Origin of the sequence: Pseudoalteromonas luteoviolacea H33-S, assembly GCF_001625695.1 — a bacterium.
Classification (GTDB): Bacteria; Pseudomonadota; Gammaproteobacteria; order Enterobacterales; family Alteromonadaceae; genus Pseudoalteromonas; species Pseudoalteromonas luteoviolacea_B.
Map to the genome: position 1 here is coordinate 58,610 of NZ_AUXY01000056.1, position 20,433 is coordinate 79,042.

Here is a 20,433-nt window from a genome sequence, read left to right on the forward strand (position 1 = left end):
AAATCATATAATAAAAAATATAATAAGACCTACATAAAATTCAAACAAACACCACAGTAGTCAAAAGGACGTAAATTGATATTAAATAATTTAAAACAAAAGCATGGTCCCCTTGCTTATTTAGCACTTTGCACATTTTTAAGTGCATGTGGGGGGAGTGAAAAAAGTGCGGATGCTATTGGAAGTAATAACAACTCGAGTCAAGTAACTGACAGCAATAGCAATAGCAATAGCAATAGCAATAGCAATAGCAATATTTCAGAGAATAACAATAAGAACAATCAAGCACCTCAAGTAAGTATTTCTGGTGATTCGATGGTTGTAGAGCAATTACCCATCACATTGGATTCGAATGCAACAGATAGCGATGGTGAAATAAGTCAATATAGTTGGCGCTATGATAAAGACTTACTTAAGGCTGAAAGCGATGATACATCAAAGTTAACGATAACCAGTAAGAACATCTTAGAAAACATTGATACCCAAATCACTTTGATTGTGACAGATAACCTAGGCGCACAAACATCGACAGCCCACACATTAACAATTGAAGCGCTACCCAATGTTGGTGCTGAAGTGTCTATCACAGGCCCTCAACAAGTTGAAGAAAGACAGAGCTTTGCTTTACAAGGCACTGCAAAAGATACCGATGGCGGCGATATCCAAAGCTACCAATGGTCGTATGATGGTAATGCGCCATTAACCTTATATAACTACCAAACTCAGAGTTTAGGTGTCTACTCTGCTGATATACGAGAAGACACCACAGTCACATTTAAGCTTGAAGTGACCGACAACCAAGGGCTCACAACCAGCACCACACACCCTGTCGAAGTAACCGCGATTACCCAGCAATTAACACTCACAGGTAAAGTGACAGATCAGCCCATAGCTCATGCTAATGTTGAACTCACTTTTGATGGCCAAACCTTCACAACACAAGCAGATGAAACAGGCGTCTACCAATTAGAATTCGAATATGATGAATCACAATCGAGTAAGCTTGCAAAACTCAGAGCTACCGGTAGCCAAGCACATGATAACGAAAATATTGAGTTTATCTCTCAGCTTGGGGATTTAGCCCAGCTAACATCTAAAGCCGCTAACGATATGCAACTCAGTGCAGATGAAGAGTTTGGCGTGAATGTTACCAACATGACTACCGCGGAATATGCATTAATCAAAAGGCAAATAAACCAATTAGAAACAACAGATGAACTCATAAAAGCCCGTAAAAATGTAGAGCCTGCGGAGAAAATGCGCTTAGCTAAGCTAATAAAAGCGGTCGTTGATCATAACGTCGCGCTGCCTTCAGATATCGAAAATACGCTTGAATTAGTAGAAAATGAAGAGTCGGCAAATGCAGCTATTGCACAGTTAGAGGCTGAACAAGCAGAATTACTAGCGCAAATTCAAGCTGCTATAGAGCAAGATAGTGATTTGGTTCAAACCGCTGAGGTAGCAACACCTGGGCAATATGATTTAACCGAACTTCGCTACTTTGATGGCTTCAGTGCCTCTATTAGCCTTGAGTCTGATGGCATTGGCTCCTTTGCAGGTTTGGCCAATAGTGAATTTACTTGGCAACAAAACAATGGCCTTGTCAGTATCGTTTTTGACCAACCAATACTATTTGAAGCGCTCAATTTAGAGCTATTTGGAATGAGCTTAAAAGTCATTGAAAGCCATGACAATATACATATGGTGGAAGTGGTATTGCTACCAAACAATACCGAGCAAGGACCTGAGCCATTCATCGCTAGGCTTGCCGATGAACAGGCACTTATTCAGCCTAACGTGGATGAATTCATAGGCGAGTGGTCATTACAACTGTCACGAAATAATTCACCAAATCAATCCTTGCTCCTAAATTTTGTCGGCGACAATTTAGTTGAGCTAAATAATGGTCATGACATTACAGAAGCTCAGTGGCGATTAGGTGATGACGGTCACACAATTTTGATAGAATCTCCCAATGATGTACTAGCAGTCAGCATTGTCAGAGAGTTCAAACTCGGTTTACAAGTAATGGTAAACGACGGCCAAGTGACTTCAGGCATAATGGTACGTCATCAAAATATTGATTTTGATGATATTAACTACGCAAAAACATGGACACCTTTTAAAACAAAAGGCGATAAACACGCTTTTGTCGTTGACGAAGAGCATAAATTTCACTTTAACTGGCAAAATAATGTCAAGGTTGAAAACCAACAGGGCAAGTTAATACGCAGTCACTACCAATTCTCAGGGCAGGACCGCGCGTTTTGTGATGTCGCGCTAGCACAATGTGAAATCACCAAGAGCCAGACATACGAGTTAATCGCATCATCTGGTAATTTAATTGCGATTCAACACACCGCTTTTGAGCATACAAGTGATTCTGTGGTTCAAGTTGCGCGCTCTGTGCATATATATAAGTTAAACAATAAACCGATTACCAAGCCTAGGCAGTTTGATGAAACCTTTTTCAGTAATACAACCGCCCCTCATTTATTTGTAGGCGCAGTTGAATTATCTGCAAAAAGATACTCTAGGGCTATTAAACTAAGACAAATAGAAAGTTGTCCTCCACAAGCACAAAATGATTGCCGTCCTAAAATACAATATTACGACGAGACTTATTGGGCTGAACTCGCTGATGGCCATCTTAAATTAACCAACACCGTTAGTAATGCGGTTTTATATCTCACTATTGGTAATGCAAACCAAGAAGGCTTTTCTATCTGTGTCAATAATTTTGGTTGCGGCCCACACAGTGGTGACCAGTTCAAATTTGAATGGCCTCATTTAAATATAAATATCAAGCAAACCGGCCAAGGCTCAGTAGTCCCCACGGTGACTGCGTTTGAGTATGGTAAGGACTTTGAACTTGTTTTAACACCAGATGAAAATAATGAGCTCATCTACGTGCGTGGCTGTGATGGTGAGTTTATTGATGAAGGGCTAACCACATCAATATTCAAAATCACCAACCCAGTCGAAGACTGTGAAATAGAGGTAGATTTTTCTCCCCGTCCTCTTCACCTAGGTGAAACCACAGTGATGATGGATAGTACAGACCAATTTAACGTGCCTCTACACTTTATTTTTAATATTAATAAAGATGGACAAGGCACTTTTGAACCTGAGCTAAGCCTAACCAGATTTTCAACGGTTCCTAAGTTCACGATAAAGAAACATTCTGAGACCGAATACGTAGCCACATTCGAAAATACTTCACCTAGCATCCCAATCAATAGGCCGGTTACACGTAAAGATTGGCCTAAAAACATTGAGGTAACAGGCTTTAAGCTTCTTTACGAAGGAGAGCAACTATCCATATCTTGGGCACAATACGATGCCCGTAAGGGAACTCAATACCTAGAACCGATAAATGTCACCGCGACAAAGCAAATTACACCAACCCAATTAGGTGACAATATTGTGGGTAACTGGGCTTTGTCATTGGGTCACTACATCGAATCCAAATCATTTAATGAGCAAAATACCGTCTCGCTCACGTTTAACCAAGATGGAACTGGCAGCCTCAACATGGGCAGATACATGCCTCAACACTTAGAGGATAAAGCGTTCCCATTCAATTGGGCAATGACCCCAGAGGGCTTAATTGAATTGACCGCTAATAACAATACAGATTATGCGCAGTTGAGAGTGGTCTCTGAGCACAACGGTGTCCATGTGTTATCTATAGAACAATCTTCAATTGCATTGGACGACCGACAATATTTCGACTGGCTCAGAGTTGGGATTGGTGCGTTTATTAAAAAAGCAGACACACCATTTAGCTTCGCGGATATTGCTGGTAACTTATCAGACGACTGGGGGAGTTTCACCCTCTATGATAATGGTATCGCAAGAAGGGCTGATTTAAATGGGGCCGAAATAACCACATTAGAGAATAACAGATTGTCAGTTAGAGCTTACAGAAGCCTCGGCTATGATCCAACTTGCACTGCAACATCTGAACACTGCACATTAGGCTTTGAGAGGGATTATGAACTAATTGCACAAAACGGTCAGCAGTTTTACGTTTATCTATATTTCAATGATACCAGGCACCTTTCTATATTAAATACTGATAATACGCCATCAAAAATTAACCACCTGTCAATTATGAAGGCAGAACGTTACTTTAGCAACTCGTTAAAGTTATACGAACGAACTGAGCATGGCATAGATATTTGGAGGCTTGAGTCAATCGAACATATACATGATGGCGTTAGAGCCTCACTGAGTGCTTATACCCGCAACCGCGAAGTAATGTATTCATTTAGCTATTTGGACATGATTAAGGTGTCTACCGGGGAGCCAGTCAATTTTTTTCCTATCGAAAGTAACTCAAATGGTATTTGGTTTTGTGAATACCCTAGAGGTGGCGAGTGTAGTGAACAAAACAAACGCTTTTTAGAGTACACCTTACCTGCACACCCTATCACAATCAATGTAGATGGTCCTGGCACTGTGACGTCAAATTTACAAAACGGCACCATCTTGCATGAGCGTTACCTAGAGCTGACAGTATCTGCAAAGGAAAGTGGCTTTTATGTTAGTAGCATCGAAGGTTGTGGGCTCCAATATCGCGAACATAATGCGCGCTATTTGACATATGGAGCCAGAGACATCAAGAAATCGTGTGAAGTCAATATAAAAGTTGAGAAAATACCCGACTCCATTGCGGAGAAAATCGGCGTAACTGACCCAGCGTTAAAAGCCTGTATCGATAACTACAATTATAGCCCTACCATTCTTATATATGGCAAAGCGTTAAGATGTATAGGCAATGATGAGCATAATACAGTCACCGACCTAAGCGGCCTAAGTAACTTTATTAACCTATCGGCACTACAATTTAATTCAATGGCTGTTACACTGGATGACAAGGCGATGTCAGAGTTAAGCAAACTCTCTCGACTCCAAACGCTCACTATTCAGAGTTCAGCTACAACCGATGTAGATATGAGTTCATTACAAAGACTTAGATATTTTTATCTTCGGGGTCAAAACACGTCTAACCTGACTCTCACGCCAGCGCCTCTTTTAGGGCATGTAGGCATTGAGAGTACTGTACTAGAAAACTTTGTGCTGTCTGATGCTGCAAAGCTTAAGAGCTTGTCTATAACGAGTGATAAGTTAAAAGCCATTGACCTTTCTCAGGCACAAGGTTTACAAACATTAAGATTAAAGCAGAGCATAATCGACACCCTAGATCTGACGCATAACACAGCGCTAATAGACGTCGATATTTCACAAAGTGGGATTGCACAAATCTCAGGTGTAACCCCAAGTCATGCACTTACTGACTTAGATGCACGATTATCAAAACTAACTAGCTTAGACTTATCTCAATATGCTCAGCTACAAGCGCTTAATATAGCGCAAAACCAGTTTACGACCTTAGATATAACCAAGGCAGAAAAACTTAAAAAGTTATTCATTAACAATAACCCTATGACATCTCTTGTCACTACACAGGGAAGTCAACTAGAAATGCTCAATATTGACGACACTCAAATCGAAACACTCAATACTCCGCATTTACTTAACCTGCGCTCTCTAAGTGCAGATAACACTAAGTTAAAGGCGCTCCAACTTTCAGGCTTACGAGAGTTAACTTGGTTAAGTGCATCAGATAACACCATCACTGAACTGGACTTGTCTGACGCTGAGAAGTTATGGAACGTTTATTTTAAGAATAATACCCTGCAATCCTTAATTCCCGGGCCAAAAGCAGATATCACCTTACATATAAAAGACACACAGGTCAGTGAAGAGGCACAAGCCGTTATAGATCAACAAGGGTATACAATTAGAAATTAATCTATTTTTAAACTCTAAAAGCCGCTAGCAAGCGGCTTTTTTTATGATTAATGAAGACAATGCTATTCACAATTTAACAGTGCAGTAAACTATTTAAATCACACTTCTTTTAGCAATATCTAGCTAATGTCATCTAACAATTGATTTAACCATCTTGGTGCAGGTTTTAGACTGAGCAGCCACACTTGCTCGGTATACTCTAAGTTATCTGTGCATTTTGGTAATGTAATCAACTGCCATTCTCTCACAATGTAATCAGGTAAATACGCCAATGCTAAGCCGCTTTTTACAAGCTGGCTGAGTACAGCGTAATCATTAACAACCCATTTTATCTGCCTCGCTACTTTTGGTAACTGCCAGCCATCACACCCAGTGCCTCTTTGCTCGCCACAAAATGGGGATGTATCTGGCGCAGCAAAAGGGGATTCTACTAATTGCGTTAGGCTGATATTTTTTTGTTGGCATAAAGGGTGATTGCGCCCCATTGCAATCTGCATCGTTAATTCACCAAGCTGCGTTAAATGAACGTCATTTGGCAGATTTTTAATTACCTCACCCGTTACTATGGCCAAATCTACTTCCCCTGCAAGCAACTTATTTACTGCTTCAGATTCATATTGTGTATCAAAAACCAGTGATAGATGCTTATTGTGCTGGGTTTGGCGCGCTAACACACTGGCCCATTTAAATTGCAAAATACTAGAAGCCGCTACGACACAACTTATCGATTTACCCCCTTGTTTTAGCTGGTTTTTTGCATCTTCAGCCAAATTTGTTAATGCCACAGCCCTTGGTTGCAACATTAAGCCATGTTCATTTAAACGCAATGACTTTCCTACTCGGTCAAATAACTGTACCTCTACAGAGTTTTCCAACCGTTTAAGAGATTTTGATAACGCACTGGGTGAGGTATTTAGGATCAAGGCCGCTTTTTGCAAACTTTGTTGCTGTGCAATAACTAGAAATTTGCGTAAATCTGCTATTTCCATTTCGGAATTTATAACCACAATTTAGAAACGATTTAGAATTTAAAATAGCATACTCTAGACTAACTCCAACATTATTTATTGACTAACTTCCGATGAAAAACGCTGTTTTTTACTTATTACTTATTTGCTTTTGTGGCTCTATTCGCGCACATGACCACTCAATTGGTATACATGGCATGACTTTGTTTACAATTAATGATCGCATATACGCTTCTCACCTCCCAATGCTAAAAGGAAAACATGCCGTACAGTTTATTTTTGAAATACAACTACCAAATCATTCCAAGGCAAGCCTGACGCACTTTTTAGAAGCAAACCAGCTAATCACTGTTCAACCACAAAGGTTCTCTTTAAACAAGTTGAGAGCTGGTCAACTTTCACAATTTTCAGGAGATATATTTATTGGCCACTTTGAGCGTTCAGGTAAAATAAAGAACAGAGATATCACATTTACAGTACGAGACATCATATTAAATAAGCCTGTGCGCCCATCTCAACATAACGGACAGTTTTATACACTGGGACTCGGTCAAAACACCTGTTTACTGGTACATAAAATTGGTAAATCTCCGAGTTTTGACCAAATCGCTAAATCCCATTGTGACTATGATACTGGAGATATAACAGAGCTGAGCAGTTCAACAAATGGGCCAGTTAAAGCATTTGAATGGGCTGAAATGAATGATGTACAGACCCTATACTTAGAAACCAAAGATTTTCAATAAGGACACACTATGCCTTCCATTGAAGTATTCATCGCCTTTTCTGTTGTCTGCTTTTTACTCAGCATTACCCCAGGCCCCTCTATTTTATACATTGCGGCGCGCAGTATTAGCCAAGGGCCGAGCGCGGGTGTATCTGCAGCAAGTGGCATGGCCATTGGCTCGTTTATCTATGTGGTTGCGACAGTGCTAGGATTAGCAACCATTTTTAAATACTCTCCTATTGCTTACACAGGATTAAAAATTGCTGGAGCCTTTTATTTAGTCTATTTAGGCTGGCAGTATTTTAAACCGGCCGAGCAAACAGCTGGTAGCCCTTTACTGAACAAGAAAAATAACTTGGCGATCATGAAGCAAAGCCTTGTGGTGGAACTTACAAATCCAAAAACAGCCTTATTCTTTTTAGCTTTTTTACCCCAGTTTGTTAATAACGCAGAAGCTCAAGTATCAACCCAATTGCTAATTCTCGGTGTGATCTACACGCTAATCACCCTATGCTGTGATATTTCGATCGCACTGCTTTCGGGTAAGCTAGGTAACTGGCTCAATAAAAACAATAGATCAAGCCACTGGCAAGACAAATTAGCTGGAAGCGTGATGTTTATATTGGCGGGCGTGATTGGCTATGAAAGCATGAAGTAAACATGTGAGAAATGAACCCTGGTTACAATAAATCAGTTAAAATCAGCTTCCGCTTTATGTGACTCAAATACAAGATTGTTGGCACCTTGTGTACTTCTAATCTTGTTCGCATAACTTGTGAATGAAAAAGTTGCTGCATAACTAGAGTTCAAGTGTTTATTTGAGCTTTGTTATTGCTGTTACCAATGTCTGCCTTAATCTCTGCATGGTCTTTAAATCCACGCTTAGTTTTTGCAGACGATATGTCCCCTAACTTTGCGGTGAGCTTTAAAGCACCTGAAACCGAGCGAGGCTTAGGAAATTCACCATAAACTCATATTACCCCCATTCCAATTGACATCATATTCAAATTTTTTCCTGTTTCAAACAGAAACAAATCTCCTAACATTCCAAAATATAGTTTTGATATGTGGTGCACTTGCATGTTGAATTTGGGAATATATTGATAAAAATTATACTTCTGAACTATTTAAGTTTATGGGGGAGTTACAGGTAGAAGGTTGACTCAGGATCCTTGCTGGATCCTGAGCAAGTTCATTAATCTACATAACCATCTAAAGGATCAACTGTGCTGACTTTTTCATGCTTTATCGGTTCGATAACCATCTGGTTTTTTAGATTGAAGAAAGCTATATATGTCCTTGTTTCACCCAAGGAACGGTATTCATAAATGGTTGAGCCAGCAGGAAGCTCTCCGATTGCATCAGGTGATTCTTGCAATTTAATACCTTCTTTCAATTTGTAAGTAGGCAGATTTCCTAGTGTTTCCTGCTTCCATCTGGAACCTGCTACGAAGGCAATTCCACACAATACCAATGTAATTACAATGTACATAATATTTTTCACCATATCTAGTCGCCTCACCATTTATACGTATTCACAGCAGTTGCCTTTCCGTACTGTCTTGCCGCCTCTTGAAGGTCTAGCGGCATTCTGACTCCATCACCAGTTTTACTAAAATCGTAAGCCTGCCTGTTGGACCAGCTTAATCCTCGCCCTTGGTCAAACTTGTTCTGATTAAGGATGTTATGCAGCTTTGGATTGCCAGCCTTTAACCCATCCATAGCAACGGTTGTAAAGTTGCAGTTAGCTGCGTGGTAATTACTTGCAATCCTAAACTGCTGCATATTGCCTCTAACTTTGGTTGGTATTAGTCCTGAAGTGAGCTTGCTAAAGTGAGTATTAATCTTGCCAGCTTGCTCGGACGATAATGAGAAAGCATATCCTGTGGTAATTCTTCCTGTGGCATTTTCACCTTTGATATAATCATCAAAGCTAGTCCATAACCTGAGAGTACCTTCTCCCTCACTTCCCCCAATTCCCCATGTTTTACCATAACGACCAAAGTCATAAACGTAGTCGTAGGTGCCATCTTCATTTTCGCCAGTAACACGAAGAGCCACATGCCCATAGGTGACTTTATCACCGTTAGCTTTTGTATATGGGCCACCTATCAATAGTTCGACACTAGCTCCTCCACTACTGGTACCAGTATCCCCAACCTCGCTTTTCTTCGCAACCTCACTTTGCGACAACATATCCGTTATCGACTTCTCACTATTGATACTCGTATTCTGCTGTTGCGCACCATTCAAATTCGAGTAAGTCTCATGCATCGCATTTGCAACCACTTGATCTCCCATCATGCTTGCTTGTTTGCCAGCAGGTAGGTCATTCTCACCGAATGTCGCACAAAATGGTTGATGCTTGCCTTTAATTGCTGTGCCGCAATATCCCGTTGGGTCTGTCCCCGCCAACGGATTATTCATAATATACGAGTACGGATTTATCGACTGCGAGTTACCGGGCGACTGTATCAAGGGATCTACACTCATAAACCGCCCAGGGTTGTAATCATACACCCAACCGTTCATATGAATGAGCGCTAGTTCTTCTAGATGTTCATGGTCTGTAAATCCGCGCTTAGTTTTTGCAGACGCTATGTCCCCTAGCTTTGCGGTGAGCTTTAAAGCACCTGAAGCCGAGCGAGGCTTAGGAAATTCACAATAAGCTCACATTACCCCATTCCAATTGACATCACATTCAACTTTTACCTGTTTCAAAACAGAAACAAACCTCCTAACATTTCAATATATAGTTTTGATATCTGGTGCTCTTGCATGTTGAATTTGGGAATATATTGATAAAAATTATACTTCTGAACTGTTTAAGTTTATGGGGGAGTTACACCACCACCTAGTGGCACTGCCAAAACTTGCTATAGCTGCTGGGCAGCAGTGACAACTTCTACTGCTAACGAGCGCCCAATACGCTGCGTAAATGACCTCGATTGTAACTGTGAAGAGTTGTTTGAATTAGCTACTGTATATAACACCTCATTTAGACCACAAAGACGGTAGGTGCGACCAAGGTGGACAAAATCGCGCGACCAAAAAATCAGTCAAACAGGACCAATTTTGCAATAAAAAAGCCCCGTTCATAACGGGGCAATTACATTCGGTTAGTGGAAAAATCAAGCCGTTTAATTCATGTTGACACTTCAAAATTGCGTATTTCACTCTTCAAGTGAAAGGCATATTCTGAATGGGTGTCTCTTGAAATAATAAGGTCCGCTTTACAATCTCTATAAATCGTAAGTAAGTTCGCACTTTTTACACTAGAGTAATTTTTCAATCTCTGAACTGTTTGGATAAAAATCCTTAAAATCACTATCAGAAATAATTGACTTTAATGCGGATTTAACATTATCTGGCTGTTTTAAAGAGATGCTCTTAACTAAATTCAAGTGTTCATCAATAGCCTGTCCAACCATCACTTCCGCCCAGTCTGTAACATTATCATCAACTAGTCGCGGCAATTCAGCCATCAGAGCCGAAATATAGTCCGTTGGTTCGGCTGAAGCTAAAACACTAGAGACACTTTCTAGGACACCGTCATCATCACCATCGACGAACAAAGATAAAAGAAGGCAGCAAACATCTAAATTACAATTTCCTTCAGCCTGATCAATTAGTTGAACGAATTGAATATTTTGCTCATTGGTGCTTCGATATTTCAGAGCTAAAACTTTTTCAGTCCAACCATTAGGTAAATTAGTTATTGTCATTTATTTAAAAAACCTTCTTTTTTAGCATAATCCAGCATTTCTCTCGTTGCTTGATTATATTTTCTTCCAAACTGACTTCTAACATCTTTAATCTCCATTGCCATAGCTTTTCTCATTTGGCCTGAATCAATCAATGATTTAACTTCTGCTTTATAAGCTTGGGACGGAGCTGAATTCCCCCAACTGCTTGTTTTTCTATGATCTTCCTTAAGCATTTGTATTGATGGGCCTCGTGCCCTTTTAATTCCATTAATACTATCTGCTGGCATATGATGCCTTTCTATTCCATTACCAGTCTTTAGTTTACCAAATGCTCCACCATTAAAAACTTTTTGTGCTCCTTTTATCGGCTTAATTAGAGCTAACCCAATGCTCGCCATACCAGCAGCGTATTCACCACCAGAAATTTGATTGACAGCATTTATACCGTCCTCAGCGAAGAAGTTCCACGCTTCACCTCGCCAACCATTATCCAGACTCAACTGGTCGTTAGCATGATTGACTAGCCAGTTACCGAAGTTTGCTACTTCATTAAATGCCTCGCCTAAACCACTCTGATTGATATCACCACCCGCAACCTCTTGCTGCCCACCAATATCCATGACCTGTTGACTCTGAACACGGTTATTCCCTGAGCCAGCACCATTCAAATTCGAGTAAGTCTCATGCATCGCATTTGCAACCACTTGATCTCCCATCATGCTTGCTTGTTTGCCAGCAGGTAGATCATTCTCACCGAATGTCGCACAAAAGGGTTGATGCTTGCCTTTAATTGCTGTGCCGCAATATCCCGTTGGGTCTGTCCCCGCCAACGGATTATTCATAATATACGAGTAGGGATTTATCGACTGCGAGTTACCGGGCGACTGTATCAAGGGATCTACACTCATAAACCGTCCAAGGTTATAATCGTACACCCGACCGTTCATATGAATGAGCGCTAGTTCTTCTAGATGTTCATGGTCTGTAAATCCGCGCTTAGTTTTTGCAGATGCTATATCCCCTAGCTTTGCGGTGAACTTTAAAGCACCTGAAGCCGAGCGAGGCTTACCAAATGGGTCAAAATTACGCTCAGTAACCACATATCCATTAGCATTCGTAATAAGCCTTGCGCTACCTAAACGGTCTTTATGCAAGTAACGAATATAAGGGCTTGCGCCAGATTTTGTCGAAACAACTGCTGTATCACCAATATAAGCACGCGTTGTCGTTTTGTTTCCTTCCACCTCAATTTCATAATGCTTGCCTGCATAATATGTCGTGATGCCACTTTGCACTTGTTTAAAGCGCATATGGTCTGCACCATATGTGAATTCTGCAGTCACGCCATTTTTAACCAGCCGTGTAGGCTTATCCATCGCGTTATAAGATGCAGCGCTTAGTCCATCACCTCTGACCATATTTCCGCGGCCATCGTAGCTAAAGCCGACCCAACGTCCATTTTTATTAACTTGTTTGACGGCATTTGCTCCGCCACCACTGTGACCTGATAAACGTGTCGTATAGTTATACGTCGACGCATAATCAGATTTACTCGTGATGTTACCTACAGCATCATAATCGTAACGAATGGTGGTATAACCCTGGATTTGATTAGACTTTAATCGATGCAAGTGATCGTACTGATATGACTCCTCAAATTGATGCCGATTTGCTAAGCTACCTGACTCAACTGACATGCCTTTTAAGTTTCCAAACCCATCATAAGCCGTATATTGGATAGACAGTAAATTGGCGTTGTTTTTATGGGTGTAATGCTCAACCATTTGACCTGTTTGACGGCTATAATAGGTATTCGTTGTTAAGCCATTGCCCAAAGTTTGTGACTGAATAGCCCCAAACACATCACGTGCAGTCACCTGTTGGTATCGATAACCACTGGCCTTGTTCTTGGTTTCAATTTGATAGCCTTTATCATCATAGATATATTCTAAAGTCAGGTTGTTTGGATAACGCACACCTTTAACACGGCCATAGTTTGCATCATAATATGTTTTAGTCGTAAAGCTTCTATTATCGTCACTCACAGTGTGCGAAATCGCACGACCAAGGCCATCATAACTATAAGTATGGGTAACGCCATTGCCTACTGAGCTCGTCAATTGACCATATGAGTGTGTATCAAAAATATAGTTTAAAGTTCCTTCACCTGATGCTGTTCTTTTTATAATACGGCCCAAGATGTCGAGGTTAAGGTTCACAGTTTTAGAGTTACTGCGAGCCTCTCGCTGCACTTCACCAAAGCCATTATTAACAAAATCTGTACTGCCTTGATTTGGGTCTACCACTCTGGTTTTATTACCAAACGCATCATATTTAGCCAAAATGTTATGTCCGTTAGCATCTTGGATCACAATAGGAAGCCCTTGACCATTGTATGCATATCGTGTGCTGCCTCCTAATGCATCAACGGTTTCTATTAATTGATTTTGGCCGTTATAAGTGCGGCTCATCTGACCTAGCTGAATGTTGTAACAGGACTCAGAAACATCGATGAAGGTTTTGAAGCCAGTATAAGTATATTCTGCGGTCATGGTGCCACTTGAAAAAGGGCCACACTGTTGGTCTGTCACTTTACGCTCTGGACGACCTAACGCATCATAATTTTCAAACTGCACACCGTACTTAGTTTGCTGCCATTTATAAGGCTGAGATTGAAATAGCGGATACCCTCGTGCGTTGAAAGTGGCGTCGGTAAATACCCAAACGTTATTCTGACCTAGAACCATTGTACGAATTGTACGCCCCAATTTATCAATAAACGCTACTTGCTCTGGCGCGCCGGCTGCCACAGTCCGAACCTGTTTAACAGCATCGCTTGGGGCATAGGTGCTCGCTGTTTGTACAGCCGTATAAGCCGTCGGAGACCCCTCCACTTTTTGACTATATGGTCGTAAATAACCGTCATATGTAAATTTAGTAGTGAGAAAGTCTCTTGAATTGACCTGTTTGTGAACCTCCTTTTTAAGGCCGGTTTTTGCATCTGTAATAGTACGCACTCTATGTTGTTTAGCGTTAGTTACATCAAAAATATAATAGCCGCTAGAAGCTACGGATTGACCATTTAAGCTATAATTTATAGTCTGAACACGGCTTTGTTCAGTCCAAGCAGAATTATTATAAACGCGAGCCTTATTGGTGACTTTTATTGGCAGGCCATAGCTATTAAACTCGTACTCGGTCTGATGGCCAACGCCGCTGGAACCTCTTACGGTGACTGTTTTAGCTTTCCTTGCATTATTAAAGTTACTGAAATCTGTTGACGTATTAGTCGTGACGTCGAGCCCTTGCTCACTGCCCGAATATTGAGTGTATGGATCGTTACCACTTCGACCAGAAACAGCGTATTTAGTGACTACACTCTTGGTTAGCTTATTTATCCACCAATCATTTTCATTATTGTTAAACGTGTTCTCTGTGATTGTTTTGACCAAACCACTACTATCTTCAAGGGTCTGCTCAGATTTGGTGATGTTCCCGTATTTATCAATCGAGAATACCTTAGAGCGCTTTTCTACCAGCTTATCCTTTGTGGTTAAATCTCGTTTTACGTCATAACTTGAATTAGCATAAACACTATAAACGCCCGAAATAGTATGACTTGAATTATCTACCCAGGATATTGCAGACTGACTAATGGCCATGCTTTCAACCGGATTCAAAGCGTTACCATTTTTAGGGTATTCAGCTGAGGTAAACGTCGCTTTCCTCTTTAGCTTACCCGCATAAGGGAAGTGTTGACGAAAATCAGACTGAGTAACCAGTCCCTGTGTAATATCCGCTTCTATTATCGTTCTAAACCCTGAGAACCCTCTACCTTGATTATTAAATAAAGCACCGCGATACGCATACCTACGGACGAAATCCCCTCCCACGCCGTTGTCTTGCTTAAACTCGTTAACCACATACATGCTAGAGGTAAAGTTCTGGTAGCCTCGAGTATAAGTAGTGTCGCTCTTATATAATTGTTCAAGACCAGTGATACCCGTACTCACAGAAGACGAAAGCGGGCGATATTGCCATTCACTTTTTAACCCTTCCCCGTTGGTCACTGAACTCAGCAAATCCAATGGACGATAGCGACTACCATTAGTGCCTGATCCAGTGCCATAATTGCGGCTGATATTAATTTTACCTTTAGCATAACCAGTTGGTGTGCTATCTAAAAAACGGCAATTGGATCCACTCGCACCTCGCTCACATCCATAGTTAAACACAAGATCTGGTAAACCATCCCCCTGCGCATCAACCATAGCAGATTGGTAAATAGAGCCTATAAAATCTGTGCTTGAGCTAACAAAGCTGTTGTTCTTTAACTCTAGTTTTGTGAATGAGTAAATACTACGGTCGTAGCTGCCTTCTATAGATTTTACTCTTCTATTACCACTGGGTACTGTTTCAGTATAAATTTGCTCACCACAAAATTCAGTTACGCTCTGACCTCTATATTGATAATGACTGACATTATGGCAGCCTTTTACAATTATGCTCGCTGGTACTAATAACTCTTCTTTGCCATCTGCATCAATATCAGATACTTTAATTGCGTCGCCATATTTAGGAATATGGGCACTGCGCAGACTCTCTGTATCCCCCTCCCCTCCAAAGCGCTCTTCAAAAATAAACTCTCTACTACTGATCCATTTCCCGGTATTTATCGCAGCACCAAATGTACCATTGCCAGTGCTATATCTCACAAATAGTCGACTGCCGTTAGTCCTTGGCTTATACCAACCAAACCAATCTTTTAAGCCATCACCATTTAAGTCTGCAAAACGATAAAAGCGAGCCCAAGCCCCTTCATGTCGGTCTAGATAATCATTTTCATCATCAAAGTTCACTGCTTTTGGGAATGAACTCAGTAAATTACCATCTGATGATATAAGCAAAATAGATGAAAGCCTGCCCTGCCCTTTATCATTAGAACCAAGGGATACACGGTAAAAGTCTGGAATACCATTACCGTCAAAATCACCACCCAGTGCATATGACTCAGAAGGCATCGTAGTATTAGTCCGTTTATTGACTGAAAATAGCTTTTGACTTCGGGCTGCCGAATATGGAGATGCAGAGTTACCGCTGTGATAATAAAAGTTTATTTCGTCAGCACTGTATGACGCCGTTTTTTCATAAATGACCAAATCAGGTAAACTATCGCCATTCATATCGCCGACGTGTAGAAAAGAAGACAAATGTGGTACCTCAATATTTGTGTTGATCTGTGTTGAAGTACCATTTGAATTACTGCGATAAATAACTAGTTTTTTCTTAGAACTTACTGAAGCCGCTTCAAAATCAAAGTCATCTGTTAGCCCATCTAAGTTATAGTCTGCAGTTTGTGAATTACAATTTACTTTTTCACCGCTAGTGCCTGAAAACTCACAGTCAGTCATCGGGTGCGTATTATTTGTTATATTCCCTTCTGCATTGATATAAAAGCCGGGCCAATCTCTTGCACCATCACCATTTCGATCGCCATTTGGTAATACTGCTGCGATACTTTTTCCTGCATTTATATTTACGAATGTGCCTCTCACTGTCATTGACTGATCGGCCCAATCAAATGTGGTTTTAGGCAAACAATAAGCCCCCGTTGAGCCATAACATAACTCAACAGAAGCGAGTAAATCGGAACCTGATGCCAAACTAACTTTGTAATCTAGAATGTAAGCGCGTGTTTGACTCTTCTCATGTTTTGTAATAATACGCTTTAAACGTTGCGTACTTTCGTATTTTACTCCGTGATGATATTTAGTAGTCGGATCGCCCACCTGCTCATATTCGAAGTGAATATTATGAATACCTGAATGAGAGCTACTATTTCCCGTATAATTTATTTTATCTAGTAGCTTTTCATTCTCACCATAAAGAACGTATTCATAGTGAATAAAGTTTTTACTCGTTGCATCACGTGTATAGTCAATCAGCCAAGAATATGGTCCCTTGTATTGATGATGAATATCGCGACTATTAGCTGACGTTCCAAAAGCACTGACATGGCCATTTTTATATTTAACACTAAAATAACTAGAATTTGAATTTAATGCACCCTGTTGCGTAACAAGTGCAAAACTGTCTATCTCAGTTCTATATTGAGCACCACTTTCACCATATCGCCCTCGAACGAGCACTAATTTTTGACCATTGAGGCATAACCTATCATCATTGTTATATAGCGGATTGCTGGTATACCCTTCTTGTGCATATGTTGCAGGACAGCGTGTAATGGCTGAGCCAGCAGACAATAACCAACCTTTACCTGCAATACCCCCTCCAGTTTGAGAAGAGTAAGTTAACGATACACTGGGTTGCATACCTGCACGCCCAGCCGTTAATTCAATAGGAATAGAATACGTTGCAGTGCCGCCGCTTACGCTCGCGCTGCCTTTAAGCGTGCCTACACTATCAACATTTGGCGCACTTGGGCTAACAAGAGATGCATTGACAGGTATTGATGTAGTTGCATCAGCATAGTCAGTTTCAAATATATTTTGGACTAAACTGCCTGCTGCGATTAACGAGCAACTTTGGCTATAACACAAAGCCACTTTGACTTGTGCAAAATCGTTAAACCTATCATCTAGCAATACGGATGTTTCAGTGGTGAATAGTAACGTTTCCCAGTGCCCGTTTTCATTTAAAACTTGAATGGCATACTTGTCAGCACTTAATTCAGAAGTCCAAGTAAGTACTCTGCCCCGACTATCTTCAGTAATTTGTGCATTATATTCACCAGACTCTATTGGCCGAGGCACCATTATTAAAGTTTTTCCTACACTGATAGGAATAAATAAACTTGCATGTGCTTTTGAGGCGACAACCGTCATTTGCAACAAGAAAAAGATAACTAGTATAAGAAATGATGTAGTTTTTTTGGGCTCGCTATTCAACGCGTCAAACTCCTTTTGTATATCCACAATACACCGAATGCAATTAGCACTCACTGACAGTAACTTTCCATTTACAGGGATACTATCTCAAAGTTGAGAGCAAAAAATCAACAAGAAACACAAATAAATAACAAAAATAATTTGTTAACATATTATTTCATATAGCCTAGCTCGAGTTATTAGTTGCACCATTAATATATTTATAGCTAACGCTGTTTTATATATTCCATGTCTTTCGTTACTGCTAAGCTCAATAACCCTGTCTTGGTTAAATAACCCACATAAGACGGACTATTCTCAGCATAATAGATACTGTTTAATTAAGGTCAAAAAACAACCACAAAGAGTACCATCAAGAACGCCTACCTAAGCACAGCAACTCATAACGAAAACCACTATAAACTTAAAAGCAACTCAACAAATCCTTGCGACTATTACATAACAAAGTTAGTATATAACAAATTTGTTATGTACTAACTTTGAGTGCGCTTATATGAAAGTTTTATTTTTATGCACCGAGAACTCAGCACGTTCTCTTATGGCTGAAGTGCTTCTTAAGCATCACGGTAAAGGCCAGTACGATGTGTACAGTGCTGGCACTAGCCCGAGCGGCGCAGATCCTCGTACTATCAAAGCCATTGATCATTTTGGCTTAAATAGCCAAGGGTTAGTATCACAACATATAGATGAATTCGCCGCGATGCACTTCGACTATGTGATAACCCTATGTGCTAGCGCAACCAAAGAATGTGAAGGCCGGGTCAATGGCGTAAACTGCCTTGCTTGGGATATTGCAGAGCCTAAATCTCGCCAATGCGATAATCCTTTTGAAAAAACACTGCAAGAAATCAATGAAAAAATACAATCCCTGTTGATTGAAAGCACGACACAAAAGCCTGCAACAATCCAACCAACGGCCTTTTACAAAGCATTGGCTGATGAAACACGTCTAAAAACCTTACTGATTATTGCAGTAGAAAAAGAGGCTTGCGTGTGTGAGCTAATGACAGCACTGGATGAGTCGAGCCAGCCAAAAGTTTCTCGTCACCTCGCACAGCTGCGTAAAATTGGGATCTTATCTGATAGAAAGTACCATCAATGGGTTTTTTACTCGCTTAACCCGACATTGCCTGAATGGATGAAGCACATTATCACCTCTACAGTCATCAATGAACCTAGCTTTATCGAGCAAGAGTTAAATAGGCTTAATACCATGGGTGATCGCCCTACTCGTTTTGCAAACTTGTGTAAATAAGGCACTATTTTATGGGTATTTTTGAGCGTTATTTATCAGTTTGGGTTGCTGCCAGCATTGCCATCGGTGTTGGGCTTGGTGTGGTATATCCGCCTTTGTTTGAATTCATTGCCACCATGACTTATGCCAATGTCAATCTCGTGGTCGCGATTTTTATCTGGATAATGATTTATCCAATGATGGTGCAAATAGACTTCTCAACCATCAAAGAAGTCGGTAAAAACCCGCAGGGCCTCGTCCTGACTATCATCATAAATTGGTTAGTCAAACCATTTACCATGGCTGCTTTAGGCTGGTTATTTTTTGAAGGGCTCTTCGCAGATTTTGTCAGCCCAGAAACAGCGCAAGAATATATCGCAGGCATGATCCTGCTGGGTGTTGCCCCATGTACCGCCATGGTTTTTGTTTGGTCTCAGCTCACTAAGGGCGATGCAAACTATACGTTAGTGCAGGTGTCTGTGAACGATGTGATCATGATCTTTGCATTTGCACCAATAGCTGGGTTGCTGCTTGGTGTATCAGATATTCATGTTCCGTGGGATACACTGTTTATTTCTGTCGTGTTATACGTTTTACTGCCTTTAATGGCAGGTATATACACTCGCAAAAAACTCAATGCTTCAGGAAAAAATGAGGGGGCTATAGAAGCATTGCTGGCAAGATTAAAACCTTTTTCTGTAGTAGGTCTGTTGGCAACCGTTGTGCTTCTGTTTGGTTTTCAAGCCAATACCATCATCTCTAAGCCGATGAATATTGTTTTAATCGCAATTCCTTTGATCTTGCAAACTTATGGCATATTTTTCATCGCTTACTTCGCTGCACTCAAACTGAAACTTAAACACAACATCGCGGCTCCCGCTTGTCTTATTGGCACATCAAACTTTTTTGAGCTCGCAGTGGCTGTTGCAATATCATTATTTGGATTGCACTCAGGTGCTGCGCTTGCCACCGTAGTTGGTGTTTTAGTAGAAGTGCCGGTGATGTTGTCTTTAGTCGCTATCGTTAATAAAACCAAACATTGGTTTGACCCACAAACACACTAAGAGGC

The 20,433-nt window shown here is 40.7% G+C and carries 11 protein-coding genes; 6 read left to right on the forward strand and 5 right to left on the reverse strand.

Going from position 1 to position 20,433, the window contains the following annotated elements; genetic code table 11:
• Window positions 1-75: 75 nt before the first annotated feature.
• Window positions 76-5,820 (forward strand): PKD domain-containing protein, encoded by a 5,745-nt coding sequence (locus N477_RS06170; RefSeq protein ID WP_063362366.1) that lies wholly within the window; start codon window positions 76-78, stop codon window positions 5,818-5,820.
• Between the two features lie 119 nt (window positions 5,821-5,939).
• On the opposite strand, the gene N477_RS06175 is transcribed toward N477_RS06170, so the two are convergent.
• On the reverse strand, window positions 5,940-6,809 hold the full coding sequence (locus N477_RS06175; RefSeq protein ID WP_063362367.1) for a LysR family transcriptional regulator: 870 nt from the start codon (window positions 6,807-6,809) through the stop codon (window positions 5,940-5,942).
• 176 nt (window positions 6,810-6,985) lie between these two features.
• Between N477_RS06175 and N477_RS06180 the strand changes: the two genes are divergently transcribed.
• The 3 genes from N477_RS06180 to N477_RS26580 all read left to right on the forward strand — a co-directional run bounded on the left by N477_RS06180 (window position 6,986) and on the right by N477_RS26580 (window position 8,484).
• A complete protein-coding gene (locus tag N477_RS06180; protein ID WP_155731819.1) occupies window positions 6,986-7,534 on the forward strand; it encodes a hypothetical protein in 549 nt (182 codons plus the stop codon).
• Between the two features lie 9 nt (window positions 7,535-7,543).
• Complete coding sequence (locus N477_RS06185) at window positions 7,544-8,173, forward strand: LysE family translocator (protein ID WP_063362369.1); 630 nt, start codon at window positions 7,544-7,546, stop codon at window positions 8,171-8,173.
• Window positions 8,174-8,358: 185 nt separating this feature from the next.
• Window positions 8,359-8,484 (forward strand): hypothetical protein, encoded by a 126-nt coding sequence (locus tag N477_RS26580; protein WP_269199994.1) that lies wholly within the window; start codon window positions 8,359-8,361, stop codon window positions 8,482-8,484.
• A gap of 226 nt (window positions 8,485-8,710) precedes the next feature.
• On the opposite strand, the gene N477_RS06190 is transcribed toward N477_RS26580, so the two are convergent.
• The 4 genes from N477_RS06190 to N477_RS06205 form a co-directional block, all read right to left on the reverse strand.
• Window positions 8,711-9,022: a hypothetical protein gene (locus tag N477_RS06190; RefSeq protein ID WP_155731820.1), complete on the reverse strand. Its 312-nt coding sequence runs from the start codon at window positions 9,020-9,022 to the stop codon at window positions 8,711-8,713.
• Window positions 9,023-9,033: 11 nt separating this feature from the next.
• Window positions 9,034-10,116, reverse strand: a complete 1,083-nt coding sequence (locus tag N477_RS06195; RefSeq protein WP_081216493.1) for an RHS repeat domain-containing protein — start codon at window positions 10,114-10,116, stop codon at window positions 9,034-9,036.
• Window positions 10,117-10,790: 674 nt separating this feature from the next.
• Entirely contained in the window at window positions 10,791-11,240 is a 450-nt protein-coding gene (locus N477_RS06200) for a hypothetical protein (protein WP_063362372.1), read from the reverse strand.
• On the reverse strand, window positions 11,237-18,157 hold the full coding sequence (locus N477_RS06205) for an RHS repeat-associated core domain-containing protein (protein ID WP_155731821.1): 6,921 nt from the start codon (window positions 18,155-18,157) through the stop codon (window positions 11,237-11,239). The genes N477_RS06200 and N477_RS06205 overlap by 4 nt, the downstream gene beginning before the upstream one ends.
• A gap of 466 nt (window positions 18,158-18,623) precedes the next feature.
• Here N477_RS06205 and N477_RS06210 point away from each other — a divergent pair, with 466 nt between their 5' ends.
• Together N477_RS06210 and arsB are read left to right on the forward strand one after the other, a co-directional pair.
• Window positions 18,624-19,385, forward strand: coding sequence for a metalloregulator ArsR/SmtB family transcription factor (locus N477_RS06210; protein ID WP_063362374.1), 762 nt, complete (start codon window positions 18,624-18,626; stop codon window positions 19,383-19,385).
• Between the two features lie 11 nt (window positions 19,386-19,396).
• The gene (arsB, locus tag N477_RS06215) at window positions 19,397-20,428 is read left to right on the forward strand and encodes an ACR3 family arsenite efflux transporter (protein WP_063362375.1); all 1,032 of its coding nucleotides are present in this window, start codon (window positions 19,397-19,399) and stop codon (window positions 20,426-20,428) included.
• The last annotated feature ends 5 nt before the right edge of the window (window positions 20,429-20,433 follow it).